This window comes from Zafaria sp. Z1313, assembly GCF_050563205.1.
Lineage (GTDB): Bacteria > Actinomycetota > Actinomycetes > Actinomycetales > Micrococcaceae > JAZDCJ01.
The window spans coordinates 72,540-99,079 of sequence record NZ_JBNWUK010000004.1 but is presented as its reverse complement, the minus strand read 5'-3'; the positions used below and the strand labels follow the sequence as shown (position 1 = coordinate 99,079).

The 26,540-nt window shown below is 73.0% G+C and carries 20 protein-coding genes; 12 read left to right on the top strand and 8 right to left on the bottom strand.

Going from position 1 to position 26,540, the window contains the following annotated elements:
* Positions 1 to 12 precede the first annotated feature (12 nt).
* The gene (locus ACQ3I4_RS06220) at positions 13 to 1,629 is read right to left on the bottom strand and encodes an MFS transporter (RefSeq protein WP_329862045.1); all 1,617 of its coding nucleotides are present in this window, start codon (positions 1,627 to 1,629) and stop codon (positions 13 to 15) included.
* 88 nt (positions 1,630 to 1,717) lie between these two features.
* Between ACQ3I4_RS06220 and ACQ3I4_RS06215 the strand changes: the two genes are divergently transcribed.
* The gene (locus ACQ3I4_RS06215) at positions 1,718 to 2,269 is read left to right on the top strand and encodes a TetR/AcrR family transcriptional regulator (protein ID WP_329862044.1); all 552 of its coding nucleotides are present in this window, start codon (positions 1,718 to 1,720) and stop codon (positions 2,267 to 2,269) included.
* A 3-nt stretch (positions 2,270 to 2,272) separates the two neighbouring features.
* Positions 2,273 to 3,526, top strand: a complete 1,254-nt coding sequence (locus ACQ3I4_RS06210) for a CynX/NimT family MFS transporter (RefSeq protein ID WP_329862043.1) — start codon at positions 2,273 to 2,275, stop codon at positions 3,524 to 3,526.
* On the opposite strand, the gene ACQ3I4_RS06205 is transcribed toward ACQ3I4_RS06210, so the two are convergent.
* Positions 3,523 to 4,086 (bottom strand): DUF1697 domain-containing protein, encoded by a 564-nt coding sequence (locus ACQ3I4_RS06205; protein ID WP_329862042.1) that lies wholly within the window; start codon positions 4,084 to 4,086, stop codon positions 3,523 to 3,525. The genes ACQ3I4_RS06210 and ACQ3I4_RS06205 overlap by 4 nt on opposite strands.
* A 69-nt stretch (positions 4,087 to 4,155) precedes the next feature.
* On the opposite strand from ACQ3I4_RS06205, the gene ACQ3I4_RS06200 reads away from it, so the two are divergent.
* A complete protein-coding gene (locus ACQ3I4_RS06200) occupies positions 4,156 to 5,571 on the top strand; it encodes an NAD(P)/FAD-dependent oxidoreductase (RefSeq protein WP_329862041.1) in 1,416 nt (471 codons plus the stop codon).
* Between the two features lie 33 nt (positions 5,572 to 5,604).
* On the opposite strand, the gene ACQ3I4_RS06195 is transcribed toward ACQ3I4_RS06200, so the two are convergent.
* Entirely contained in the window at positions 5,605 to 7,302 is a 1,698-nt protein-coding gene (locus ACQ3I4_RS06195) for an ABC-F family ATP-binding cassette domain-containing protein (protein WP_329862040.1), read from the bottom strand.
* Between the two features lie 157 nt (positions 7,303 to 7,459).
* On the opposite strand from ACQ3I4_RS06195, the gene ACQ3I4_RS06190 reads away from it, so the two are divergent.
* Positions 7,460 to 7,963, top strand: a complete 504-nt coding sequence (locus ACQ3I4_RS06190) for a ferritin (protein WP_329862039.1) — start codon at positions 7,460 to 7,462, stop codon at positions 7,961 to 7,963.
* 107 nt (positions 7,964 to 8,070) lie between these two features.
* Here the strand turns inward: ACQ3I4_RS06190 and ACQ3I4_RS06185 are convergent, their stop codons facing one another.
* Positions 8,071 to 8,454, bottom strand: a complete 384-nt coding sequence (locus tag ACQ3I4_RS06185; RefSeq protein WP_430633124.1) for an RNA-binding S4 domain-containing protein — start codon at positions 8,452 to 8,454, stop codon at positions 8,071 to 8,073.
* Between the two features lie 190 nt (positions 8,455 to 8,644).
* Here ACQ3I4_RS06185 and ACQ3I4_RS06180 point away from each other — a divergent pair, with 190 nt between their 5' ends.
* Entirely contained in the window at positions 8,645 to 10,747 is a 2,103-nt protein-coding gene (locus ACQ3I4_RS06180) for an SH3 domain-containing protein (protein ID WP_430633123.1), read from the top strand.
* On the opposite strand, the gene ACQ3I4_RS06175 is transcribed toward ACQ3I4_RS06180, so the two are convergent.
* The 3 genes from ACQ3I4_RS06175 to ACQ3I4_RS06165 form a co-directional block, all read right to left on the bottom strand.
* A complete protein-coding gene (locus tag ACQ3I4_RS06175) occupies positions 10,735 to 12,006 on the bottom strand; it encodes a glycerate kinase (RefSeq protein WP_430633122.1) in 1,272 nt (423 codons plus the stop codon). The two genes, ACQ3I4_RS06180 and ACQ3I4_RS06175, sit on opposite strands and share 13 nt — an antisense overlap.
* Positions 12,007 to 12,112: 106 nt before the next feature.
* On the bottom strand, positions 12,113 to 13,270 hold the full coding sequence (locus tag ACQ3I4_RS06170; protein WP_430633121.1) for a CdaR family transcriptional regulator: 1,158 nt from the start codon (positions 13,268 to 13,270) through the stop codon (positions 12,113 to 12,115).
* On the bottom strand, positions 13,267 to 14,148 hold the full coding sequence (locus tag ACQ3I4_RS06165; protein ID WP_430633120.1) for a DeoR/GlpR family DNA-binding transcription regulator: 882 nt from the start codon (positions 14,146 to 14,148) through the stop codon (positions 13,267 to 13,269). Before ACQ3I4_RS06165 ends, ACQ3I4_RS06170 begins: the two co-directional genes overlap by 4 nt.
* A 219-nt stretch (positions 14,149 to 14,367) precedes the next feature.
* Here ACQ3I4_RS06165 and ACQ3I4_RS06160 point away from each other — a divergent pair, with 219 nt between their 5' ends.
* Genes ACQ3I4_RS06160 through galK form a run of 7 tightly spaced genes read left to right on the top strand, consistent with a single transcriptional unit; the run spans position 14,368 to position 25,297 of the window.
* The gene (locus tag ACQ3I4_RS06160; RefSeq protein WP_329862033.1) at positions 14,368 to 15,732 is read left to right on the top strand and encodes an ABC transporter substrate-binding protein; all 1,365 of its coding nucleotides are present in this window, start codon (positions 14,368 to 14,370) and stop codon (positions 15,730 to 15,732) included.
* Positions 15,733 to 15,755: 23 nt separating this feature from the next.
* Complete coding sequence (locus tag ACQ3I4_RS06155; RefSeq protein WP_329862032.1) at positions 15,756 to 16,661, top strand: carbohydrate ABC transporter permease; 906 nt, start codon at positions 15,756 to 15,758, stop codon at positions 16,659 to 16,661.
* Positions 16,658 to 17,548: a carbohydrate ABC transporter permease gene (locus tag ACQ3I4_RS06150; RefSeq protein WP_430633119.1), complete on the top strand. Its 891-nt coding sequence runs from the start codon at positions 16,658 to 16,660 to the stop codon at positions 17,546 to 17,548. The genes ACQ3I4_RS06155 and ACQ3I4_RS06150 overlap by 4 nt, the downstream gene beginning before the upstream one ends.
* Before the next feature lie 11 nt (positions 17,549 to 17,559).
* Positions 17,560 to 20,805, top strand: coding sequence for a glycoside hydrolase family 2 TIM barrel-domain containing protein (locus ACQ3I4_RS06145; protein ID WP_329862030.1), 3,246 nt, complete (start codon positions 17,560 to 17,562; stop codon positions 20,803 to 20,805).
* Positions 20,796 to 22,913, top strand: coding sequence for an alpha-galactosidase (locus tag ACQ3I4_RS06140; RefSeq protein WP_329862029.1), 2,118 nt, complete (start codon positions 20,796 to 20,798; stop codon positions 22,911 to 22,913). Before ACQ3I4_RS06145 ends, ACQ3I4_RS06140 begins: the two co-directional genes overlap by 10 nt.
* Positions 22,914 to 22,967: 54 nt before the next feature.
* On the top strand, positions 22,968 to 24,116 hold the full coding sequence (galT, locus tag ACQ3I4_RS06135; RefSeq protein ID WP_329862028.1) for a galactose-1-phosphate uridylyltransferase: 1,149 nt from the start codon (positions 22,968 to 22,970) through the stop codon (positions 24,114 to 24,116).
* Positions 24,113 to 25,297 carry a galactokinase gene (galK, locus tag ACQ3I4_RS06130; RefSeq protein ID WP_329862027.1) on the top strand — a complete coding sequence of 395 codons (1,185 nt, stop codon included), beginning with the start codon at positions 24,113 to 24,115 and terminating at the stop codon, positions 25,295 to 25,297. The genes galT and galK overlap by 4 nt, the downstream gene beginning before the upstream one ends.
* A 33-nt stretch (positions 25,298 to 25,330) precedes the next feature.
* Here the strand turns inward: galK and ACQ3I4_RS06125 are convergent, their stop codons facing one another.
* Positions 25,331 to 26,374: a LacI family DNA-binding transcriptional regulator gene (locus ACQ3I4_RS06125; RefSeq protein ID WP_430633118.1), complete on the bottom strand. Its 1,044-nt coding sequence runs from the start codon at positions 26,372 to 26,374 to the stop codon at positions 25,331 to 25,333.
* Positions 26,375 to 26,540: the final 166 nt, after the last annotated feature.

Sequence of the window (26,540 nt, the reverse complement as noted above, 5' to 3'; positions counted from 1 at the left end):
CGGGCCTCCCGGTCAGGCCTTCCCGCGCAGCGCCCGGGACACCACGACGGCGGCGACGAGCGTCACGACGATCGCGATGCCGGCGGTGATCGTGACGCCGGAGTCGAAGGCGTGGGCGGCGGACTCCAGCAGGCGGGCGGCCGCGGCCGATTCCTGCGCCGCGAGCTCCCCGGCCACCTGGTGGGCGCCGCCGAGGGTCTGCGTGGCGCGGTCCGCGTCGCCCGCTTCCACGATCGACGGGACGACGAGGTTGCGCGAGTAGGCGGCATTGAGGATGCTTCCCAGCACCGCCGTCCCGAGCACGGAGCCCACCTCGTAGGCGGTTTCCGAGATCGCCGACGCCGCGCCCGCCTTCGAGGCAGGAACGGCCGAGAGGGCCATGTCGTTGGAGAGCGTCTCCGCGAGGCCCACGCCCGCGCCCAGCACGCTGAACGCCGCCATGAGCGCCACGACGGAACCCGTGTGGCCCCACGCCAGTACGATCCCGTAGGCGACCGCGTTCAGCCCCAGCCCCGCGACCACGAGCCGCGAGACGGGCAGCCGCCGGGCCAGGGGGACCGCGAGGAATCCGAACAGCACCGTCAGGCCGAGCCCCGGGAGCATCATCATCCCGGCCCGCATCGGCGTCAGGCCCGCAATCAGCTGCAGGTGCTGGGCCAGGAAGTAGATGAAGCCGACGAACGCGAACACGCTCAGCAGGTTCACCGAGAGGGCCCCGCTGAAGACGGGGTTGCGGAACAACCTCACGTCCAGCATCGGGCTCCTGCGGGCGAGCTGGCGGCGGACGAACACGGCGCCGCAGGCCAGACCGAGCCCGGCGGCGAGGACGGGAACCAGTGGCGATTCGGCCGTCGTGGCCGCCTTGATGCCGTAGACGAGCGGCAGCAGCGTCATGGTGGCCAGCAGGATGCTCACGGGATCCACGGGCCCGGGCGACGGGTCCCGGGACTCGGGCAGCAGGAACGGGCCGAGCACCAGGAGCGGGACCAGGACCGGAACGGCGAGGAGGAACACCGAGCCCCACCAGAAGTGCTCGAGGAGCCACCCGCCCAGGATCGGCCCCAGCGCCGCGCCCCCGGAGAAGCCGGCGGCCCAGACGGCGATCGCGGTGCGGCGCTCGGAGGGGTCCTCGAAGATGTTGCGGATCAGGGACAGGGTGGCCGGCATGAGCATGGCGCCGAAGAAGCCCAGCAAGGCACGGGAGGCGATGAGCGCCTCGGCATGCGGCGCGAACGCGGCCGCCGCGGAGACCACTGCGAAGCCGGCGCCCCCGATCAGGAGCATGCGGCGCCGCCCCAGCCGGTCGCTCAGGCTCCCCATGGGCACCAGGAGTCCGGCCAGGACCAGCGGGTAGATGTCGATGATCCACAGCAGCTGCTGCGCGCTCGGCTCGAGCGCGGCCGACACCGCGGGAACGGCGAAGCTCAGCACCGTGTTGTCCACGGCCACGAGCAGGACCGGGAACATCAGCACGGCCAGCGCCGCCCAGCGGCGGCCGGCGCCCGGGCCGGCTCCGCGGCCGGTCGTGGTCCCGGCCGCGGAGCGGCGCGCGGCGGCGGTGGCCGTGGCGGAAGTGGCCGAGGCGGTGATGCGCGGTGCGGCCCCGCGCACGGGATCAAGCTGTTCCATGCCGATAACTGTACCGGCTGGACGGTTCAGTTGGCGAGCCGTCACACCGATGACTTCCACCACAGCCCCAAGCGCTAGAGTGCTACTCATGCCGCGACCACCAGCCGCCAGGGAGAAGATCCTCGAGGCGTACCGAGACCTGCTCAGGCGGGACGGGGAGCGCGGTGCCACGATGGACGCCACCGCCCAGCTGGCCGGCGTCTCCAAGGGCGGCCTGCTCTACCACTTCAAGTCCAAGGACGCGCTCGCGGACGGCGTCGTGCAGCGCCTGCTCGAGATCGTCGACGAGGACCTCGTATCCATGGCCACCTCGGCCGAGGGCCCCAGCCGCCACTTCGTCCGCAGCTCCGTCCTGGTCGGGACCGAGCTCGACGCCTACTTCGCCGCCGTCGTCCGCCTCGCCTCCGCCAACCACGAGCCGGCCCGCGAGGCGCTGGAGCGCGTCCACGGCCAGTGGCTCGGCCTGATCGCCGACGAGGTGGGGGACCCGCACGCCGCCGCGGCCATCATGCTGATCGGCGAAGGCCTCTACTACCACGCCATCATGCCCGGCGCCGAGGACCCGCAGTCCAGCGCGAGCCGCTTCGGCGGCTCGATGGAGCAGCTCCTGCTCCAGGTCGACCGCCTCAAGGCCGGCTGAGCCGTGGCGTTCACGCTCCCGCGCCGGCCATGGCGTGGCCGCATCGGCGCGCTGCTCGGCATCCTGCTGATGGCGCTGAGCCTCCGGGCCGCCGTCGTCGCCGTGCCCCCGCTGCTCGGCGAGATCGGCCCCGAGCTCGGCTTCACGTCCGCGACGACGGGCGTCCTGGCCATGCTCGCGCCCGGCATCTTCGCGGTCGCCGGCCTCGGCACGCCCCGGCTCATCGCCCGGTTCGGCCTCGAGCGCACGCTCCTGCTCGCGGTCGGCCTCGCGATGGCCGGCCAGCTGGCGCGCGCGTTCGTCGACACCGTGCCGGCCTTCCTGGCACTGTCCGCCGTCACGATGGCCGGCTACGGGATCGGCAACGTCGTGCTGCCGCCGCTCGTCAAGCGCTACTTCCCGGACCGGCTCGGCGTCGTCACCTCCGGCTACGTCACGATGCTCGCGATCGGCACGGCCATGAGCCCCCAGTTCGCCGTCCCTCTCGCGGGCGCGTTCGGCTGGCGCGGCTCGATCACGTTCTGGACCCTCGCCTCCGCCGTCGTCCTCTTCCCCTGGGCGGTGCAGCTGCTCCGCGACCGCGCCGAGCGCCGGGCGGAAGGGAACGACGCCGGACGCGGCACCGGAGTCCCGGGCGTCGCCGTCCCCGTGCCCCGGGGGAGCAGGCTCAACCCGTGGAAGCACCCCGTCGCCTGGGGGCTGGCCATCTTCCTGGCCGGGAACTCGGCCCAGACCTACGTCTACTTCACGTGGCTGCCCCCGTACCTGTCCTCCCAAGGCGTCGACGCCGGGACGGCGGGCAGCGCGCTGGCCTACTTCGCGATCCTCGGCCTCCCGGTGAGCCTGCTCGTCCCGCTGTGGGTCCCGCGGCTGCGCCACCCGATCGTCGCGGTGGGCCTGTTCACGGCGTGCTGGATCGTCGGCCACGCCGGGCTGTTCTTCTCCCCGCTCGAGGGAACGCTCGTGTGGATGACGTTCTCCGGCCTCGGCCAGGGCACGTTCGCGACCGCCCTGCTGATGGTCAACCTGCGCTCGCGCACGACCTACGGCTCCGGCGTGCTCTCCGGCTTCAGCCAGGGTCTCGGCTACGCCGGAGCCGCGCTGGTCCCCCTCGTCTTCGGCGTCGTCCACGACGCGACGGGCGGCTGGGCGGCGTCGTTCGCGATGCTCGGCGGCTGCATCCTCGTGATGCTCGCCGGGGCCGTGATGATCAACGGCCCGCGCCGCATCGAGGACGGCCCGCTCTCGCGGCGCTAGCAGGCGGCGAGGACCCTGCGCAGCGTCTTGAGGTTGCGCGTCGTGGTCCGGGTGGCGAGCTTCGACTTCGCCGAGGCCCTGGCCACCGCGGTCTCCAGGCTGGCGCCCTTCGGCACTTGCCAGTACAGCGCCAGGCGCCCGGTCGCGACGCGCTCGATGGGGGAGGGCTCCACCATCTCGGCTGCCAGCGCCGCGGCCACGTCCTCGCCCGTCGTGAGGACCGCGTAGTCGTGGTGCGGCACGCCGTCGGACGGCGCCTCGAAGGGGTAGCCGTCGACGATCTCCGTCAGTTCCCCGGGCGTGAACACCACGACCCACGCCTCGTAGCCGAAGGCCTCCCGCAGGGTGGACTCCACGGCGGACTTCACGTGTTCCGCGCCGCCGTCGGCCGGATCGGCGTCCGAGCCGAGCACGACGTTGCCGGAGGCCAGGAACGTCGCGACACCGGTGAAGCCGGCGGCGGTGAGCGCGGCGGCGAGGTCCTTCATCTTGATCCGGATGCCGCCGACGTTGATGCCGCGCAGGAAGACGGCGTAGCGGTGCTGCACGGGTGCGGACATGGCACCAGTCTGCCGCATCCGGCCCGGGCGCGCGTGGACGCGCCGCCCGCCCGGCGGTAGCTTGCTGCCATGACCACTCACGGGCGGGTGTCCTTCTGGTACGCGGGGACGGGCCTGCCCGCGCCGCGGCCGGCGCTTCCGGGGGATCTCGACGTCGACGTCGCGATCGTCGGCGCCGGCTACACGGGCCTCTGGGCGGCCTACCACCTCAAGCGCGCCGATCCGTCGCTCGACGTCGCCGTGCTCGAGGCCCGCTTCGCCGGCTTCGGGGCCTCCGGGCGCAACGGCGGCTGGCTCGCCAACACCATCACGGGCGACCGCAACGGCTACGCGGCCTCGCACGGCCGCGCGCTCGCCGGCCGCTTCCAGGAGCTGCTCAACGCCTCCGTCGACGACGTCATCGCGACCGCCGCCGCGGAGGGGATCGACGCGCACGCCGTCAAGGGCGGCGAGCTCCTCGTGGCCCGCAACCCGGCGCAGCTGGCCCGGCTCGACGAGCTGGAGCGCGAGGAGGCCCGGTGGCCGGAGGACGGGGCCGTCCGTCTCGATGCGGAACAGACCGCCGGGCGGCTGCGGATCTCCGGGGCCCTCGGCGCGCTCCACCTCCCGCACTGCGCCCGGATCCAGCCCGCACGGCTCGTGCGCGGCCTCGCGGACGCCGTCGAGCGGCTCGGTGTGAGGATCTACGAGGACACGCCGGTGCGGGAGATCGTCGGGGCGGGCGCGGGCGGGAGGACGACGCCGGGGCCCTCCTTCCCTGCCGCGCTCACCGGGCGCGGGCGCGTCACCGCGCGCCACGTGCTGCGCGCCACGGAGGGGTTCACAGCCGACCTGAAGGGACTGCACCGGCTCTGGCTGCCGATGAACTCCTCGATGATCGTCACCGAGCCGCTCCCGGACCACGTGTGGGAGCGGATCGGCTGGGCGGGCTGCGAGACGGTGGAGGACCTCGCCCACGCGTATGTGTACCTGCAGCGCACGGCCGACGGGCGGATCGCGATCGGCGGCCGCGGCGTCCCCTACCGCTACGGCTCGCGCGTGGACGCCGACGGCGTGACGGCCGGGCGCACGGCGGCGCAGCTGGCCTCCGTGCTGGCCGGGATGTTCCCCGACGCCGCCGACGCGCGGATCGAGCATTCGTGGTCCGGCGTCCTGGCCGTGCCGCGGGACTGGCACGCCTCCGTGCGGCACGATCCGCGCACGGGCCTGGGTTCGGCCGGAGGCTACGTCGGCACGGGCGTCACGGCGAGCTACCTGGCCGGGCGCACCCTGGCCGACCTCGTGCTCGGGCGCTCCACGGAGCTCACGGCGATGCCGTGGGTGAACCGGCCGCAGCGCCGTTGGGAGCCCGAGCCGCTGCGCTTCGCGGCCGTGCACGGGCTCTACGCCGCCTACCGCTGGGCCGACCGCCGCGAGGCCCGGGCCGGGGCCGCGGGCCCGACGTCCCTCCTGGCGCGGGTCGCCGACCGGGTCGCGGGCCGCTGAGGCGGGCCCCGGCGTCGTACCCGTCCTGCCGGGTCAGCGCTCCCGGCGCACCCGCGCCTCGTCCCAGACCGGTTCCTCGGATTCGTAGACGCGCCCGTCGGAGCCGAACACGAGGAAGCGGTCGAACGACTTGGCGAACCAGCGGTCGTGCGTCACCGCCAGCACCGTGCCCTCGAAGGCGTCGATCGCCCGCTCGAGGGCCTCCCCGGAGTGCAGGTCGAGGTTGTCGGTGGGCTCGTCGAGCAGCAGCAGGGTCGCGCCGGAGAGCTGCAGCAGGAGGATCTGGAAGCGCGCCTGCTGCCCGCCCGAGAGCGAGTCGAACGCCTGCTCCGCCTGGCCCGCGAGCCCGTAGCCGTCGAGGGCGCCGGACGCCGCCTCGCGGCCCAGCCCCGAGCGGTGCTCGTCGCCGCGGTGCAGGATGTCCAGGAGGCTGCGGCCGGCCAGGTCGGGGCGCACGTGGGTCTGCGCGAAGTAGCCGGGGCGGATCCGGGCGCCGAGCTTGACCGTCCCCTCGTGCGGGACGGGCGCCAGCACGACGTCGGACACCGGCAGGTGCTCCCGCTCCGGATCCGTGCCGCCGGCGGCCAGCAGGCGCAGGAAGTGGGACTTTCCCGAGCCGTTGGAGCCGAGGACGCCGACGCGGTCGCCGAACCAGATCTCCGTCGAGAAGGGCTTCATGAGCCCGGTCAGCTCGAGCCGCTGCGCGACGACGGCGCGCTTGGCCGTGCGCCCGCCGCGCAGCCGCATCTTCACGTTCTGCTCGATCGGCAGCGCCTCCGGCGGGCCGGCCTCGAGGAACTTCGCGAGCCGCGTCTGGGCGGCGTGGTAGCGGTTGGCCATGTCGGAACGGAACGCGGCCTTGTTCTTGTACATGTTCACCAGCTCCTTGAGCTTGGCGTGCTCCTCGTCCCAGCGCTTGCGCAGCTCCTCGAAGCGGGCGTTGCGGTCGGCCCTGGCCCCGACGTAGCTGCCGAAGCCGCCGCCGTGGATCCACGCCGAGGCGCCGTTGATCCCCGGCTCGAGGGTCACGATCCGCTCCGCGGCCTGGTTGAGCAGCTCGCGGTCGTGGCTGATGAACAGGACGGACTTGGGGGAGGCGCGCAGCTGGGACTCGAGCCAGCGCTTGCCGGGAACGTCGAGGTAGTTGTCCGGCTCGTCGAGGAGAAGGACCTCGTCGGGGCCCGCGAAGAGCGCCTCGAGGACAAGGCGCTTCTGCTCGCCGCCGGAGAGCGTGGAGGCCGCCCGGTGCTGGGCGCGCTCGTAGGGAACGCCGAGGGCCGCCGAGCAGACCTCGTCCCACACCGTCTCCTGCTCGTAGCCGCCGGCGTCGCCCCAGTCGACGATGGCCTGCGCGTAGCGCATCTGCGATTTCTCCTCGGCCTCGGGGGAGGCGTGGTCCGCGATCATCGCGTCCTCCGCGGCGGCCAGCTCGGCGGCGGCCGCGGCGATCGCGGGCGGGGCGGCGGAGACGAGGAGGTCGCGCACCGTGGACTCGTCCCGGACCTGGCCGACGAACTGGCGCATGACGCCCATGGTCCCGGAGCGCCCCACCGTGCCGGCATCGGCGGCGAGGTCGCCCGCGATGATCTTGAACAGCGTCGTCTTGCCCGTCCCGTTGGGGCCGATGAGGGCCGTCTTGCTGCCGTCGGCGACCTTGAAGGAGACCGCGTTCAGCAGCTGCGTCCCGTCGGAGAGGAAGTAGTCGATGGCGGAGACGTCGATATGGCCCATCCGGCCATCCTAGGCGCACCGGCCCGGGACGCCCGCGGTGAGGTCAGGCTCGCTTTCGCCGGGCGCGGCAGCGGAGCGTGACGTATCCTCCGCAGGACACGGTCAGTTAGGCCAAACTTTGATGACTTAATTGAGTTCCAGTCGTAGATTTGGGGCCATGGAGCTGACAGGAAAACTTGAAGAAGCATTCAACAAGCAGGTAACGCTGGAGATCGAGGCGTCGGTCGTGTACCGGCAGCTCTCGATCGAGATGGAGGTCAAGGACCTCCCGGGCATCGCCGCGTGGTTCCGCGCCCAGTCGCAGGAGGAGATCGTCCACGCGGAGAAGTTCATCTCCCACATGACCGACCGCGACGCGCACCCGGAGATCGGCGCGATCAAGTCCCCGGACGTCGCGGTGAAGTCCGTGCTCGACGCCTTCGAGGCCTCCCTGGCCCACGAGAAGAAGGTCTCCGAGGCGATCCGCGACCTCTACCGGCTGGCGCAGGCCGAGGGCGACATCGACGCCCTGCCGCTGCTGAACTGGTTCGTCGAGGAGCAGGTCGAGGAGGAGGCCACCGTCTCCGAGATCATCGGCCGCGTGAAGCTCATCGGCGAGGACGGCAATGGACTGCTGCGCCTCGACTCGGAGCTGGGCTCCCGCCCGGCCGAGGGGCCGTAACCGGACAGGTCCGTCCCACGACCCGCAAGGGCCGCCCCGCGCTTCGGTGCGGGGCGGCCCTTCGCCGTCCACCGGGATGCCGGCCGCTCACCGGACCGCGCTCAGGCCTACGCCTTGCGGATCGTGTCCCGGAGCCGCTCCATCTCCCGGCGGTCCTTCTTGGTGGGCCGGCCCGTCCCGCGGTCGCGGACGGGGACCATCGGCACGACCTCGCGGGGCCGTTCGGGCGTGTGGTCGGCGTAGCAGCGGGCCGCGGCCTCGGCCCCGACGCGCTTGGAGATCAGCTGCCGTACCTCGAGGATCCGGTCGAATCCGTGCTGGCGGACCCGGAGCACGTCGCCGGGGACGATCGTCTGCGCGGCCTTGGCCGGGCGGTCGTTGACGCGGACGTGCCCGGCGCGGCACGCGGCCGTCGCCGCCGAGCGGGTCTTGTAGGCGCGAACGGCCCAGAGCCAGGCGTCGACGCGGGTGGAAGAGGCTGCCGGAGTCATGGTGCGTCGATCCTATCGGGAGCCCAGGGCGAATTATTGGGGCTGATGGGAAGAAAGTTGTGGAACGACACTTATGTGAAGCATGTTTCTTCAGCTACTCTGGGTTCTGGGTCGGCTCTGTGGGGGGTTGGGCCCACGTTCCGACCGCGACCGGACCCGATCCGGCCCCAACTCAAAAGGGTGATTCGACATGGCCTCAGCCCGCCGTGCCTTGTCCGTTTCCACGACCTCGGCCCTCGCCGTCGCGCTGCTGGCGGCTCCCGCCGCGCAGGCCGCCCCGGCCCTCGCCCTCGTCCCGGGCCCGCCGGGAACCCTGCCGGCCTCCCTGCCCGCGGCCCCGGCCGCCGCCAAGACGGTGCTGCCGCTCAAGGCCGGCAGCTACCGCTTCTCCTCCCGCTACGGGGCGCGCTGCATCCCGACGATCGGCGGTTCGACGAACCACCTGGGCCAGGACCTCGGCGCCGCCAACAACGACCCGATCTACGCGGTCGCGGACGGCACGGTGACCCGCACCAACAACGGCACGAGCGCCTCGAGCGGCTACATCGTGGTCAAGCACGTGATCGGCGGGCGGACCTTCCACACCGTCTACGTGCACATGTGGAACGCGACGACCCACGTCAAGGCCGGGAGCACGGTCAAGGCGGGGCAGCAGATCGGCCTCGTCGGCTCCTCGGGCCCCTCCACCGGGCCGCATCTGCACTTCGAGGTCTGGGAGGGAGCCTGGTACACGGGCAAGCACCTCGACCCCACGGCCTGGCTGAAGTCCCGCGGCGTCGACCTCGCCGCCAACGCGAGCCTGATCTACCCTGACCTGCGGCCGACCTCGTGCGGCTACTTCGCGGCGACCGCCACGACCCTGCGCGCGGCCGCGAGCTCGACGTCGACCGTCCTGAAGAACCTGCCCGTGAACACCGCCATGACCGGCGTCCCGGGCGACATGGCCAACGGATTCGTCCGCGTCACCGCGGCGGGCGTCAAGGGCTGGGTGCCCCACGCCGCCGTCTCGCCGATCAAGGTCAAGACCGGTACGACGCCGGCGCCGTCCGTCCCCGACGCCGGAGACCTCGCGCCCGTGGGCACGGTGAAGCCCGTCGGGGCGAACTACAAGGCCATCTCGGCCGTCAACATCCGCCAGGCGGCCTCGACCTCCTCCCCCGTGCTGCGGGTGCTCCCGAAGGACGCGGTGGTCACCGTGAGCGAGGAGAGCAACGGCTGGTACAAGCTCAGCTACTCCGGCTCCACGGGCTGGGTCTACTCGAGCTACCTCGCCGCGACGGGCACCACGCCCGCGCCGGCCCCGAAGCCGACCACTCCCGCCCCGGCCCCGAAGCCGGCCACCCCCGCGCCGAAGCCGGCCACTCCGGCTCCCGCCGCGACGACGCACACCACGACCGCGAACCTGAACCTGCGCGCGGGTGCGGGCACGCGCCACAAGGTCCTCAAGGTCCTCGCCAACGGCACCGCGGTGACGCAGCTCGCGGTGAGTGGAATCTGGATCCAGGTCAAGGCCGGCACGACGACGGGGTGGGTCTCCTCGCAGTACCTGAAGAAGGCCGCCGCGGCGGCCGCGCCGAAGCCCGCGACCCCGGCGCCGAAGCCCGCCACGCCCGCCCCGGCCCCGAAACCGGCCACCCCCGCGCCGAAGCCCGCGACCCCGGCTCCCGCGGCGACGACGCACACCACGACGGCGAACCTGAACCTGCGCGCGGGTGCGGGCACGAGCCACAGGGTCCTCAAGGTCCTCGCGAAGGGCACCGCGGTGACGCAGGTGGCGGCCAACGGGACGTGGATCCAGGTCAAGGCCGGCACGACGACGGGGTGGGTCTCCTCGCAGTACCTCGCCAAGAAGGCCGCGACGGGCGGCAGCACCATCACGAACCTGACGCCGGCCAACTACCGCACCACCGTGCAGGTCAACGTCCGCAGGGGCGCGGCGGACAACCAGCCGGTCCTCAAGGTCCTCGCGAAGGGCGCGACGGTCTCCGTGACGGGCAGCTCGGGTTCGTGGCGGCGCGTCGTGGCCTCCGGTGTGACCGGTTGGGTTCCGGCGAGCCAGCTGACGGCCGTGCCCGCGGCACCGGCCAAGCCCGCGACCCCGGCCGCGAAGCCGGCGGCGAGCAAGACGACGACGGCCCGCGTGAACTTCCGCGCCGGGGCGGGCACGAACTTCGCCTCCCTCGCCGTGCTCCCGCTCAACACCAAGGTCACGGTCAAGGCCAGCAAGGGCGTGTGGTTCCAGGTGGTCCACGGCACGCGCACCGGCTGGGTCCACGGCGACTACCTGAAGTAGCCGGGAGCCCCCGTTCGGGCCGGCGCGAGCAGCGCGCAGGCCTGGGCCGCGGCGTCCTCGATGAGTTCCGCCGCGTCCGCCTGCAGCGCCGCGAGCTCCGCGGGGCCGCGGGCGATCGAGAGCGCGGCCGTGATCCCCGCCCGGCGGCATGCGGCGGCGGAGAGCCGCACCGTCCCGGCGATGACGACGACGGACGCCGCCTCCGGGGCGTGGCGCCGCACGGCGTCCACGACCTTTCCCCCGAGCGACTGCTCGTCGAAGGAGCCCTCGCCCGTCAGGACGATGTCCGCCGTGGCGAGGGCCCCGCGCAGTCCCACCGCGTCGCCGACGAGCTCCGCGCCGGGGACGGTCTCCGCCCCGAGCAGCGCGACGAGCGCGAGCGGCAGGCCGCCGGCCGCACCGAAGCCCGGCGCCTCGAGGAAGCCGGACGCCTCCACCTCCGCGTCTCCCGCGTGTCCGTCGAGTCCCCCGTGCCGGGCGAGGACACGCGCGAAGCGGGCCAGCCCCGCGTCGAGCGCCTCGACCTCGCCGGGCCCCGCGCCCTTCTGCGGTCCGAACACCGCGGCCGCCCCGCGTTCGCCGCACAGCGGGTTCTCGACGTCGACCGCGATCCGCCACCGGACCCCGCGCGCCCGCGGATGCAGCCCTTCGAGGTCCACCGCGGCGATCCGTGCGAGCCCGGCGCCTCCGGGCGGGACCTCGGCCCCGGCGTCGTCCGTGAAGCGTGCGCCGAGCGCGCGCAGGAGGCCCGTCCCGCCGTCGGTGCTCGCGGAGCCGCCGATGCACAGGAGGACCTCCCCGACGCCGTCGTCCAGGAGACGGCGCGCGATCAGGCCCACGCCGTGGCTGTCCGCGCGCAGCGGCTGCAACGGCACGTCGGCGACGTGGGGCAGGCCGTTGCCCTCGGCGGCCTCGATCAGCCCCGTGCGCCCGTCGGAGGAGATCCCGTAGCGGGCTTCGCGGGGCCGGCCGAGGGCGTCCGACGCGGCGACCGTGAGCGCCGGGGTCCCCCACGCGGCGAGCAGGGCGTCGAGGGTGCCCTCGCCCCCGTCGGCGAACGGGAGCTCGCGGATCCGCGCGCCGGCGCCGAAGACGGCGCGGGCGCCACGGGCCAGGGCGGCCGCGGCCTCGGCGGCGGAGACGCTGCCCTTGAAGGAATCCGGAACGGCGAGAATGCGCGGCCCGGACGGCTCTGGGGTGGGGCGGGGTGACGACGGTGCGTTGTGGGACGACGGCTGTGTGGCGTGCGGCGAGGACATGGGTCGACTCTACGTCGGCGCCCGACCGCCGGATATGGGTAGACCGCCCGGGATTCCGCCTCGAGACGGCAGTAGTCGTGGGCAGGCTGCACATGCGGTCATGCGGTCATGAGGGCTCCGGAGTCCCATCACGCGCGGCGGCAAGGGCGAGCCGCAGGGTCAGCGCCTCCCGGGGATCGCGCGGATCCAGGCCGGTGAGGGTCGTGATCCGCTCGAGCCGCTGCAGCACCGTGTTGCGGTGGGCGAAGAGAGCGCGGGCGGCTCCCGAGGCCGAGCCGCCGCACTCCAGATAGGCGGCGAGCGTCTCGAGGTGCTGCCGTCCGAGCGGTTCGCACCGGGCGGCGAGGTGCCGGGCCGCCTCGGGATCCAGCGCGGCCACTGCGAGCTCGGCCGTGAGGTGCCGCAAGTGGAGGACGTTCGGCGGGGTCCCGTCCGCCTGCGGGAGGACGGCCGGCCGCGCGCACAGCGCGCCGAGGGCCTTGGCCGAGCCGCCCAGCGTCGCGGCGTCGGGGCAGGGGTCGCCGAGGAGCACGAGGCCCCCGTGGGCCCCGGCGGTCCGGCACAGGAGTGCCCGATCCGCGTCCGTCGCGGAGCCCAGGACCCACAGGGCGCCGAGGAACACGGCCGTGCGGAAGCGGCCGGTGGGAGCGAGGGCCCGCGAGATCGCGCCGGCCTGCCGGGGCGGACCCGGGGTGGCAGCGGCGCGGCTGCCCGGGCTGGCGGCCTCGTGGCCCTCCATCCGGTCCGGCGCCTCGAGCACCGCGGCCAGGAACCAAGGGGCGGCGAGGCGTGGGTGGACCGCGGCGAGCGCTGCGGCCGCGGCCTCCGGGTCCGTCGGTGCCGTGACGAGTCGGGAGAGCAGCTCGCGGTCGAGGGCCTCGCGGCGGGCGGCGTCGTCCGCCTCGCGTTCGCGCGCCAGCAGGAGGCCGATCGCCAGGACGAGCAGGTCCGCGAGGGGCCCCACGCGGGCGGGTTCGCCCGTGATGCCGACGACACCGAGGAGGCCGCCGTCGAACACGAGCGGCACGTTGACGCCGGGCTGCTCCCCGCCGCGTGCCTCGCCCGGATGGACGGCGACGGCCTCCCCGGTCCGGGCGGCGCGACGGGCGGCGTGGTGCAGCCGGCCCACGCGGCCGGGTTCGCGGGAGGCGACGATCAGGCCCGTCGGGTCCATGATGTTCACGTTCTGCTCCAGGCTCGGGGCGACGTGGTCCACGATCCGCTGGGCGAGGGCCGCGTCCAGCGCGGGTGCGCCCGCGCTCACGAGGCGGCGTCCGCCACGAGCAGCTCGTCCACGTGCTCGCGCAGCTCATCCCGCGCGGACGCGTCGAGGTCGCGGTCGGTGATGAGCAGGTCCACCTCGGCGAGGTCGGCGATGCGGCACAGCCCGGTCACGCCCCACTTCGTGTGGTCGGCCAGGACGATCGTGCGCGCCGCGCTGGCCATGAGCGCCCGGTTGACCTGGGCCTCGAGCATGTTGGGGGTCGTGATGCCGCTCTCGACCGTCATCCCGTGGACTCCCATGAAGACGACGTCGACGTGCAGCTGGCCCAGGGCGGCGACCGCGAGCGGGCCGACGAGCGCATCGGAGGGCGTGTGCACGCCGCCCGTGAGGATCACGGTCTGGCTCGTGTTGTCCGCTGCGTAGAACTCGGCGGCGATGCGCGGCGAGTTGGTGATGATCATCAGGTCGTTGATGGAGGTGCAGTGCCGGGCGAGCGTGAACGTCGTGGTCCCGGAATTCAGGGCGAGGGACATGCCGGGACGCACCAGGGCGGATGCCGCGGTGGCGATGAGCTCCTTGGGGCCCGACTGCAGACCGAGTTTCTTGGCGAATCCGGGTTCGGCGCTCGTCGCGCTGGCCTCACGGGTCGCGCCTCCGTGGACCTTCGTCGCCGATCCCTCTGCCGCGAGCTGGTTCAGGTCCCGCCGCACGGTCATCTCGGACACACCGAGCTTCTGCGACAGCTCGGTGACGCGGACCTGTCCATGTTTGTTCAGTTGTTCGAGAATGTGACGCCGCCGTTGCGGGGGGAGCATTTCGGTCATGCGCTGCATCCGTCCTGGGCCGGGGTCGTTGTTGGGCTCCACAGTAGCGGAGAATCCGCGGAAGTACAGGCCGGGCCGCTCGATGGAGGCCACGCGGGGAGGGTGGAGGCGACGCCGGACGCGGGTCGTCCGGGCCCGGCCCGAGTCATGCAATATTTTGTGCGGGGCTGAACTCTTGTGTTGTGTTGTGACGAATGGCATAGTGTCACACACGTCGCATTTCGAGCGGTTTTGATCGAACATGAGTGGTTTTATCAACGCCACGGAATGCACCCTCCACGACCTGGATCCAGGCACAACAAAGGAGTTCTCGTGGCACCCCGTTTCGACCCACGCATGTCCGGCGCCCCGCTCTCGCCCCGCCCCCTCGGGCTCGGGCGGCACGCGAGCGTCCCCGTCAGCCGCCGCGCCGTCCTCGGAGGCGGCCTCGGGCTGTCCGTGATGGCGGCCCTCAGCGCCTGTGGCGGTGGCGGCTCTGGCGCCGCCGCCGGCGACGGCACCGGCGCCATCACCCTCGGCTCCAACCAGTCCGACGCGGTCCCCAAGGCCGCCTACCAGAAGATCGTCGACGCCTTCATCGAGGCCTCGGGATCGGAGGTCGGCGTGAACACGGTGGACCACAACACCTTCCAGGAGCAGATCAACTCCTACCTGCAGGGCGACCCCGACGACGTCTTCACGTGGTTCGCCGGGTACCGCATGCGCTTCTTCGCCGATCAGGGCCTCGCGGGGGACATCAGCTCCGTCTGGGAGAACATCGGCGGCAACTTCAACGAGTCGTTCAAGGAGGCCTCCACGGGCTCCGACGGCAAGCAGTACTTCGTCCCCGTCTCCTACTACCCGTGGGCCGTCTTCTACCGGAAGTCGGTGTTCGAGGAGAACGGCTACTCCGTCCCCACGACCCTCGACGAGTACATCGAACTGGCCGAGGGCATGAAGTCGGACGGCCTGACCCCGATCGGCTTCGCCGACAAGGGCGGCTGGGAGGCCATGGGCACGTTCGACATCCTGAACATGCGCATCAACGGCTACGACTTCCACACCCGGCTCCTCGCGGGCGAGGAGTCCTGGGAGACGGATCCCGTCAAGGAGGTCTTCAACACCTGGGCCAGGCTCCTGCCCTACCACCAGGAGGGCGCGCTCGGCCGCGATTGGCAGGAGGCCGCCCAGGGCCTGCTGCAGAAGAAGTCCGGCACCTACCTGCTGGGCATGTTCGTCTCCCAGCAGTTCCAGGACGCGGAGGGGGGAGAGGCCCTCGAGGACCTCGACTTCTTCACCTTCCCCGAGGTCAACCCGGAGCACGGCACGGACTCGATCGACGCCCCGATCGACGGCTTCATGATGAGCGCGCAGACCCAGAACGCCGGCACGGCCAAGGCCCTGCTCGAGTTCCTCGGCACGCCCGAGGCGCAGAAGGTCAACACCGATGCGGACAAGGGCCTCGTCGCCCCCGTGAACGGCATGGACACCTCGGGCTACACGGCCCTGCAGCAGAAGGCGTCCGAGGTCGTCGGCGAGGCGGCGCACATCGCCCAGTTCCTGGACCGCGACACGCGCCCGGACTTCGCCTCCACCGTGATGATCCCCTCGCTGCAGGCGTTCATCCGCGAACCGGGCAACATCGATTCCGTCCTGGCGGACATCGAAGCGCAGAAGAAGGCCATCTTCGCCGGCTAGGCGGAGAGGGGAAGGGAAGACCGATGAGCCAGACGAACACCGCGCGCCCGCCCGCGACGCGCAGGATCCGCCGCCATTCCACGGGCGACCGGGTGGCCCTCGCCGTCATGCTGGGGGTCCCCACGCTCGTGGTCATGGGACTGGTCTGGGGGCCGGCGATGGCCTCGGTCTTCCTTTCCTTCACCCGCTGGAACGGCGTCACGCCGATCGAGTTCATCGGGCTGCAGAACTACCAGCAGATCGTCACGATCTACCCGCCGTTCTGGCCCGCCCTGCGCAACAACGTCATCTGGCTCGCCGTCCTGGCGCTCATCGCGACGCCGCTGGGACTGCTGCTCGCCGTCGTCCTGGACAAGCAGTTGCGGGCCACGCGGTTCTACCAGGGCGTCTTCTACCTGCCCGTGGTCCTCTCGCTCGCGCTCGTGGGCTTCATCTGGACGCTCATCTACTCGCAGGACCAGGGCCTGATCAACCAGCTCTCCGGCGCCAACGTGAACTGGCTGGGGGATCCGGACATCAACCTCGGAGCGGTCCTCGTGGCCGCCGCGTGGCGCCACGTCGGCTACATCATGGTCCTCTACCTCGCGGGCCTGAAGGGCGTGGACCCCTCCATCAAGGAGGCCGCGCAGATCGACGGGGCCAACCAGGTGCAGACGTTCTTCCAGGTCGTCTTCCCCACGCTCAAGCCCATCAACATCGTGGTGCTCGTGGTCACCGTGATCGAGGGCCTGAGGGCGTTCGACATCGTCTACATCATCAACAAGGGCACCAACGGTCTCGAGCTGCTCTCGGTGCTCATCACCAACAACATCATCGGCGAGGCCAGCCGGATCGGCTTCGGCTCGGCGATCGCCGTGATCCTCCTGGTGATCTCGCTCGGCTTCATCATCAGCTACCTGTGGCAGACCTTCCGGAAGGACGCGCGATGAGCACCACCGCGACCACCGCCCGCACCGCCCGCACCGCCGCGCCGGTGCCCCCGCTGCGGCGCCGCCCCGTCCCGCCGGCACGCGTGCTCCTGCACGCGGTCCTGATCACGTGCGCGGTGGCCTGGATGGTCCCGCTGCTGTGGGCCGTCTACACCTCGCTGCGCCCCTATGAGGAGACGGCGGTCAAGGGCTACGTCTCCTGGCCGGACACGCTGAACTTCGACAACTACGTCACCGCGTGGACGCAGGCCGAGCTGCCGAAGTACTTCGTGAACTCGCTCATCATCGCCATCCCGGCGGTCGTGCTCGTGCTGTTCCTCTCCGCGATGGCCGCGTTCGTCCTGGCCCGCTTCAGCTTCAGGTTCAACATCCCGATGCTGATGTTCTTCACGGCCGCGAACCTGCTGCCGCAGCAGGTCATCATCACGCCGCTGTACCGGATGTTCCTCTCCCTGGGCCTGTACAACACCCAGCTCGGCATCATCCTGATCAACGTGGCGTTCCAGATGGGCTTCTGCGTGTTCGTGCTGAGCAACTTCATGAAGGCCCTGCCGGACGAGCTCGGCGAGGCGGCCCAAGTCGACGGGGCCGGCATCTGGCGGCAGTTCTTCCAGATCATCCTCCCGCTGACCCGCCCCGCGATGGCGGCGCTCGGCACGCTGCAGTTCGCGTGGATCTACAACGACTTCTTCTGGGCCCTCGTGCTGCTGCGCGACGGCGACGCCATGCCCGTCACTTCCGCCCTGAACAACCTCAAGGGGGCCTTCTTCACGGACAACAACCTGGTCGCCGCGGGCGCGGTGATGATCGCCATCCCCACGATCGCCCTGTTCATCGTGCTGCAGAAGCACTTCGTCGCCGGCCTGACGCTCGGCAGTAATAAGTAGGAGCCCGTGTGATGACGACCGCTTCCCCCGCCCTGCCCTGGAACCTCGATCCGTCGCCCGGCCACGGCGCCCTGCCGGCCCGCGCGCACCTCGATTCGGACCGTCCGGAGGCGTCCCTCGACGGCGCCTGGGGCTTCCGCTACGCGTCCTCCCGCTCCACCGCCGTGGCGGATCCGGCCGCGCCGGACGCCGTCTTCGGCGACACCGTCCAGGTCCCGGGGCACTGGGTGCTCGACGCCGCGAACGGGCCCCTGGTCCTCGGGCAGCGGAACCGCTTCGGCTCGCCCTGGTACACGAACGTCGCCTACCCCTTCCCGTTGGATCCCCCGTATGTCCCGGACGCGGACGGGGTGGGCGACCACTTGCGCGCCTTTACGCTCGAGGAGCTCGGCTTCTCGCGGGATGTCCTCGAGCGCTCGGCGCGTGTGCTGCTGCGGTTCGAGGGCGTCGAGTCGGCCTTCCGCGTGTGGCTCAACGGCACGGAGCTCGGCCACGCCGCCGGGAGCCGGCTGACCCATGAGTTCGACGCCACCGCGGCCCTGCTGGCGCCGTTGGAGGAGAACCGGCTCGTGGTGCGCGTGCACGGCTTCTCCGCGGCGAGCTACCTCGAGGACCAGGACCAGTGGTGGCTGCCCGGGATCTTCCGCCACGTCACGCTGATCGCCGAGCCCGCGGGCGGGATCCGGGACGTGCGCGCGTGGGCGGAGTACGACGCCGGGGCGGGGCGCCTGGCGCTCGAGGCGGACGCCGCGCCGGGGTCCTTCCCGCTGACGTTGCGGATCCCCGAGCTCGGGATCGAGCACGTCCTCGAGGCGCCCGGGGAGGCAGGGGCGCTTGGGCACACGACCGCACGGATCGAGCTCGAGGTGGGCGCGGTGCAGGGCTGGACCGCGGAGACCCCGCGGCTCTACGCCGCCGAGCTCGCCTCCGCCACCGAGACGGTGCGCCTGCGGCTGGGCTTCCGCAGCGTGCGGATCGTCGACGGCGTCTTCATGGTCAACGGCGCCCCGGTGCGTTTCAAGGGCGTGAACCGGCACGAGTTCCACCCGCGCACGGGGCGGGCGGTCACCGAGGAGTTCACGCGCGGCGAGCTGGCGCTCATGAAGCGGCACAACATCAACGCGATCCGTACGAGCCACTACCCGCCGGACCACCACCTGCTCGAGCTCGCGGACGAGCTCGGCTTCTGGATCGTCGACGAGTGCGATCTCGAGACCCACGGCTTCGCCGCGGCGCACTGGGCGGGCAACCCGTCCGCCGACCCGGCCTGGCGCGAGGCGTACCTGGACCGGATCGAGCGCACGTGGCGCCGCGACGCGCACCACGCGAGCGTCGTGATGTTCTCCCTCGGCAACGAGTCCGGCACGGGGGAGAACCTCGCGGCCATGGCGGCCTGGCTGCGCGAACACGATCCGTCCCGGCCGATCCACTACGAGGGCGACCACGACGCCGCCTACACCGACGTGTATTCGCGCATGTATGCCACGCCGGCCGAATCGGAGTCCCTCCTGCGCGGGGAGCCGGTGCCGTCGGCCAGCGCCGAGGGCGCCGCGCGGATCGCCGCCCAGCCGTACGTCTTGTGCGAGTACGCGCACGCCATGGGCAACGGGCCCGGCGGGCTCGCGGACTACGAGGCCCTCTTCGATGCCTACCCCCGGGCCGCCGGCGGCTTCGTGTGGGAGTGGAAGGACCACGGCCTGCTCGCCGCGGCCCCGGACGGAGGCGAGGTCCACGCCTACGGGGGCGACTTCGCCGAGCCGGTGCACGACGGGAACTTCGTCCTCGACGGACTCGTCTTCGCCGACGGCACGCCCACCCCGGGGCTTCTCGAGTACGCCAAGGTGATCGAGCCCGTGCGGATCACCAGCGACGTCGATGCCGGAGCCCGAGCCGGAGCCGGGGGCGGACTGACGGTGCTGAACCGGCAGGACTTCGTCGACCTCTCCGCGTTCACGTTCACCTGGAGCCTCGCCGGGCACGACGGCGTCGAGCTCGCCTCGGGGGTCCTCGACGTCCCGCCCGTGGCCCCGCGGACCGCCGTGCGGGTTCCCGATCCGGCCGAGGTGTCGGCCCTCGGGGAAACGGGAGGCGCGGCAACGGGCGGCGTGCTGACCGTCTCCGCCCGCCTGGCCCGGGACACCTGGTGGGCCGCGGCCGGCCACGAGGTGGCGTGGGGCCAGTCCGTCGTCGGGGCGCCCGGTGCGACGCCGGACGCGGCCGCGGCGGGGACGCCGGATGCCGTGGTCGAAGCGCCGCCCGCGCGTTCCGGCGCGCCCCGCTTCGACCCCGCCGGACTCCTGGCCGGGCTCGGGGCCGTGGAGATCTCCGGCCCGCGGCTCGAGCTCTTCCGCGCCCCCACGGACAACGACGCCGGATCGATCGAGCCCACGCGCGACCTGCGCCCCGGAGGGGTCGGGGCCGTCGGTGTCGAGGCCCACGCGCCGGAGGGCTTCGACTGGGACGCCCACGCCGGCACGGATCCGGCCGATCCGGCCCCGCTGGCCGAGCGCTGGAAGGCCGCCGGGCTGCATGTGTTACAGCGCCGGACGGTGTCCGTGGAGCCTGCCGATGCCGGGCGTGCCGTCACGGCCGTCCACCGCTGGGCCCCGCCCGCCCTGCCGCTCGGCTTCGAAACACGGTGCGCGTGGAGCCGGCGCGGAGACGCGCTCGTGCTCGACGCCGAGTTCCAGGCGCTCGCCGACCCGGGGTTCCCGCTGGCCCAGCTCGGCCTCGCCTTCACGCTCCCGCACGACGCGCTCGACGACGCCTCCGCCGTCGAGTGGTACGGGGCCGGGCCGGGGGAGTCCTACCCGGACTCGTGCTCCGCCCAGCGCCTCGGCCGGCACGCCCTGCCCGCCGGCGCGCTGCGCACCGACTACCCCCGGCCGCAGGCCAACGGCCGCCGCGGCCGGCTGCGTCGGCTCAGCCTGGCCCTCGCCGGCGGGACGACGCTCGGGATCGAGGTCCTCGACGGCCCCGACGACGCCGGCTTCACGCTCTCGCCGTGGAGCCAGGCCGAGCTCGCCGCGGCGACGCACCCGCACGCGCTGCCGGCGCCGTCGTCCTGGGAGCTGGTGATCGACGCCGGCCAGCACGGCCTCGGCAGCCGCTCCTGCGGCGTCGACGTGCCCGCGCGGCACGCCCTGACCGCGGACCGTGCAAGGCTGGTGCTGGCGTTCACCCTGACGCACACCACCCCCGGCTCCCGCACCACCCCCGAATCCCGCACCATCGTGAAGGAGACCCCGTGGCCCTGATCCGCCTCGCCGGCGAAGGAACCGCCCTCGTCCTGGACCCGGGCACGGAGTCCGGCCCCGCCGTCGTCCACTTCGGCGCCGATCCCGGCCCCCTGCCCGGCACCGTCCCCGCCGGCTCCGTCCTGCACTCGAGCTACGACACCCCGCACGTCTTCCCGCTGTGGCCGCAGGCCGCCCACGGCTGGTCCGGGACCCCTCTGCTGACCGGCAGCCGCGAGGGCCGCGACGCCTCCGCCGTCTTCACCCACCCGCGGGTCGAGGAGGAGGACGGCGGCCTGACGCTCACCGCCGAGGACGCCGAGGCCGGGCTGCGGCTCGCGACCCGGATCGAGCTGCTCCCCGGGGGGCTGCTGCGCCTGCGCCACACGCTCGCCAACACGGGCGCGGCCCCGTACCGGATCGACGCGCTCAACGCCGTGGTGCCGGCCGGGCCCGCCGCCGTCGAACTGCTCGACACGACCGGGCGCTGGACGCGCGAACGCCACCCGCAGCGGCTGCCGTTCCGCCAGGGCACCTGGCGGCGGGACGGGCGCCATGGCCGGACGGGGCACGACTCCCCGCTCCTGCTCGCCGCCGGAACCACGGGCTTCGGCAACCGCTCCGGCGAGGTCTGGGCCGTGCACTTCGGCTGGAGCGGCAACTACGGCGTGTTCGCCGAGCGCCATTCCACCCCGCAGCGACTGCTGGGGGCCGGGGAGCTGCCCGGTTCCGGCGAGCTCGTGCTGGAGCCGGGGGGTGCGCACACGAGCCCGTGGCTCTACGCCGCGCACTCCACGGCCGGCCTCGACGGGATCACCGAGCGCTTCCACCGCTACCTGCGCTCGCGCCCGAACCACCCGCGCACTCCGCGGCCGGTCGTGCTGAACACGTGGGAGGCCGTGTACTTCGACCACGATCTGGGCGTGCTCAAGGAGCTCGCCGACACCGCGGCGGAGCTCGGCGTCGAGCGGTTCGTGCTCGACGACGGCTGGTTCGGCTCGCGGCGGGACGACACCTCCGGGCTCGGCGACTGGGAGGTCTCGCCCGAGGCCTGGCCCGACGGGCTCGAGCCGCTCATCGCGCACGTGCGCGGCCTCGGGATGGAGTTCGGGCTCTGGGTCGAACCGGAGATGGCGAACCCCGACTCGGAGCTCGCCCGGAACCACCCGGAGTGGCTGTGTCGGGCGCGCGCGGACCGGCTCGCCCCTACGTGGCGCCAGCAGCACGTCGTCGACCTGGCGAACCCCGCCGCGTTCGCCCACGTGCGCGACTCGCTCGACGCCGTCTTGTCCCGCGCCCGCGATGCCGGGCACCCGGTCTCCTTCCTGAAGTGGGACCAGAACCGGGACCTCGCCGACGTCTCCAGCGCCGGCGCGCCCTCCCAGCACGCCCAGACCCTCGCCGCCTACGCGCTCATGGACGCGCTCAAGGAGCGCCATCCCGGGCTCGAGATCGAGTCCTGCTCCTCGGGCGGCGGACGCGTGGACCTCGGCGTGCTCGAGCACACGGACCGGGTCTGGGCCTCCGATTCCAACGATGCCCTCAACCGGCAGGGCATCCAGCACTGGACGCAGCGCGTCCTGCCGCCGGAGCTCGTCGGCCAGCACATCGGCCCGGCCACGGCCCACACCTCGGGGCGCACCCACGCGCTGGGGTTCCGCGGCATCACGGCGCTCTTCGGCCACTTCGGCATGGAGTGGGACATCCGCGAGGCGCAGGGGGCGGACCGGGAGACGCTGCGCGGGCTGATCGCGCTCTACCGGCGCCACCGCGGGCTGCTCCACTCCGGCACCTCCGTGCGGGCGGACCTGGGGAACGAGGCGTTCGAGCTCTACGGCACCGTGGCCGAGGACGGCGGCGAGGCCCTGTTCGCCCTCGCGTGCCTCGCGGCGTCGGACGACGAGTCCCCGGGGACCGTGGCCGTGCCCGGCCTCGATCCGGCGTCCGCCTACCGGGTGAGCGCGATCGTGCCGGGCGGCGAGGCGGGGACGTTCGGGCACCGGAGGCCTCCGGCCTGGCTCGCGGAGCCGCTCGAGCTTCCGGGCGGCTACCTCGGGACGGTCGGACTGCCGATGCCGGCACTGAACCCGGAGCGGGCGCTGCTGCTGCACGTGGAGCGGGTGCGGTGAGCGGCGGCCAGCCGGGCGATGCCGGAGCGCCCCTCCCCGTTGAACGGAACCGTGATGACTGAACCCGTGCGTACCGCCCTCGCCGATGGCCGGGAGCTGCTCTACTTCCAGGATGCGGGCCGTCCCGCGCCCGCCGTGCCCCGTGATTCCCGGGACCTGCCCGGGCGGCCGGGGGCCTCCGAGCTCCGCTACGATCCGCTCACGGGGGACTGGGTCTCCTTCGCCGCCCACCGCCAGCAGCGCACGCACCTGCCGCCGGCGGACGAATGCCCGCTCTGCCCGAGCCGCGACGGCCGGGCGACGGAGATCCCCGCGGAGGACTACGACGTCGTGGTGTTCGAGAACCGCTTCCCCTCCTTCGGCCCGGAACAGCACGCGCAGGAGCTCGGGGCGGGCCTCGGTGCCGTCCACCCGGCGCACGGCCGCTGCGAGGTCATCGCCTTCGGGGCCGGCCACGCGGATTCCTTCGGCGATCTCGGGATCGAGCGCGCCCGCACCGTCGTCGAGGCGTGGACGCACCGCACGCGCGAGCTCTCCGCGCTGCCGGGGGTGCGCCAGGTCTTCGCGTTCGAGAACCGCGGGGCGGAGATCGGCGTGACCCTGCACCATCCGCACGGGCAGATCTACGCCTACCCGTACACGACCCCGCGGACGCTGACGCAGCTCCGGGCTGCCGTCGCCCACCGCGAGGACACGGGCGGGAACCTCTTCGAGGACGTCCTCGCCGCCGAGGTCGCCGACGGCTCCCGGATCGTGGAGCGCTCCGAGCACTTCACGGTGCTCGTCCCGTTCGCGGCCCGCATGCCGATCGAGGTGCACGTCGTGCCGAACCGCCACGTGGGCGACCTCACGGGGCTGACGGACGGGGAACGTGCGGAGCTTGCCGCCGTCTACCTGCGCCTCGTGCGCGGCCTCGACGCGCTCTATCCGACGCCGACGCCGTACATCGCAGCCTGGTACCAGGCGCCGATCGGGCATCCGGACGCGGGCGAGTACCGCTTGCACCTGCAGCTCACGAGCCCCCGGCGGGCCGCCGACAAGCTCAAGTACCTGGCCGGCTCGGAGGCCGCGATGGGCGCGTTCATCGGCGACGTGATGCCGGAGGCCACGGCCGAGCGGCTGCGCGCCGCCGTGCGGAGCGTCACCGTCCAGGCGGGCCCCACCGCGGGAGCCGCGGGCCGCGCCGCGGGAGGTGCCGCATGAGCGGGTCGTACGACGCCGGGGCGCTGGCCTCCGCCTTCAACGCACGGTTCGGGGCCGTTCCGGAGGGGGTCTGGGCCGCGCCGGGACGCGTGAACCTGATTGGGGAGCACACGGACTACAACGAGGGATTCGTCCTCCCGCTGGCGATCCCCCACAGCGCGCGCGTGGCCGTCCGGAGGACCGATTCGGGGCGGCTGCGCCTCGCGGGGCTGCAGGGGGCGGCCGGCCAGGAGGTGCTCGAGGTCGCCCTCGACGGGCTCGACACCGACGAGCTGCCCTCCTGGGCCCGCTACATCGCCGGGGTGCCGTGGGCGTTCGCCCGCCGCGGGGCTCCGTCACCGGGCTTCGACGTGCTGCTCGACTCGGACGTTCCGATCGGGGCGGGGCTCTCCTCCTCGGCCGCCGTCGAATGCTCCGTGGGACTCGCCGTGAACGAGCTGCTCGGCGCCGGGCTGTCGCGCGAGGAGCTCGTGCTGCTGTGCCGCGAGGTGGAGAACGACTTCGTCGGGGCGCCGACCGGCATCCTGGACCAGTCCGCCGCCCTGCTCGGCGAGGCGGACCACGCCTTGTTCCTGGACTGCCGGACCCGGGAGGCCCGGTCCGTGCCGCTGCCGCTCGCGGGCGCGGGGCTGGCGCTGCTCGTGATCGACACGCGCGTGAGCCACGCGCACGAGACCGGCGGATACAAGGAGCTCTTCGCCGCCTGCATGCGGGGCGCGGCGGAACTCGGCGTCCCGGCCCTGCGGGACGTGGCCGAGGAGGACCTCGCCACGGCGGCCTCGCGGCTCGACCCGGACGTCTTCCGCCGGGTCAAGCACATCGTGACCGAGAACCGGCGCGTGCTGGACACCGTGGCGGCGCTCGAGGACGGCGGCCTGGAGGACGGGGCCGGCCTGGCGGCGATCGGCGCCCTGCTGTCGGCGAGCCACGCGTCGATGCGCGACGACTTCGGGATCTCCTGCCCCGAGCTCGACCTCGCCGTCGACACGGCCCTGGCCCAGGGGGCCGCGGGGGCGCGCATGACGGGCGGCGGATTCGGTGGATCGGCCGTGGCGCTCGTGCGCGCCGGCGACGCGGCCGCCGTGGAGGCCGCCGTCAGGACGGCGTTCGACGCGGCGGGCTACGGCGCACCCGACGTCTTCACCGTGGTCCCGGGGCCGGGCGCGCGACGGCTCGTCTGAGCGCCCGCCGGCCTTCGGGGTGCTGCCCTGCCTCTAGCTGGAGGCGCGGACCACGAGGCCCGGGGGCGCCACGAGCTGGCGGTGCGTGAAGCCGGGGCCGTGGCCCGCCTCCTCCAGGAGGAGCTCCATGGCGGTGCGGCCCAGCTCTGCTGCGTTCTGCCGCACGGACGTCAACGGCACCATGGCTGAGGCCGCGAAGGGGATGTCGTCATAGCCCACGAGGGCGACGTCCTCGGGGACGCGGACGCCGCCTCCCAGCATCAGTCCCTGCAGGAGGCCGAGGGCCAGGACGTCGTTGGCCGCGAACACGGCATCCGGGGCATCTGGCCTCGCCGGGCCCGAGCCGGAGCGGGAACCTCCGGCCGCTGCGATGCGCCGGCCCAGGGCGAGGCCCGCCTCGCGTCCGGCCGTGATGGACAGCCCCGGGGTCTCGATGACCTCGGGGCCTTCGAGGCCCGCCTCCCCGAGGGCCAGCCGGGCGCCCTCGAGGCGGTCGGCGACCTGGCGCAAGTGCAAGGGGCCGCCCACGAACGCGACCCGCCGCCGGCCGCGTTCGGCCAGGTGCCCGGCCGCGGCGCGGCCGCCCGCGACGTCGTCCACCGCGACCGAGGAGAACGGGGCACCGTCCGTGGCCCGGTCGACGAGCACGGCGGCGATGCCCCGCTCCCGCAGCCGCTCGAGCCGCGCGGAGGAGTCGCCCACGGGGGAGAGCAGGACGCCGCGCACGCGCTGCTCCTCGAAGAGGTCGAGGTAGCCCGCCTCGCGCGCGGCGTCCCCGCCGCTGTTGCCGACGAGCACGCTGATGCCGTGGGCGGCCGCGTGGTCCTCCGCTCCCCGCGCGAGGTCGGCGAAGAAGGGGTTCGAGGCGTCGAGCACGATCAGGCCGACGCTGCGGCTCAGGCCGGCCCGCAGCTGGCTGGCCGCCGCGTTGCGCAGGAACCCCAGCCTCCCGATGGCGTCGTTGACGCGCTCGATGGTCCGGGCCGAGACGCGCTCCGGGTGGTTCAAGACGTTGGAGACCGTGCCGACCGAGACGCCGGCGAGCTGCGCGACGTCCTTGACGCTCGTCGTCGTCATCCCCCGAGCCCTCCCGTCGCCTGCCGCCGCTCGCGGCCCGCCAGCGTGCGCGGGACCTTGAAACGAATCAAAACACCAGTCTAGATCGCCGAGGACCCCTTGACGGCGGAATCGACGGACGCCTACGATCGACGCATCACCACGGATTGAAACGTTTCAAAACCTG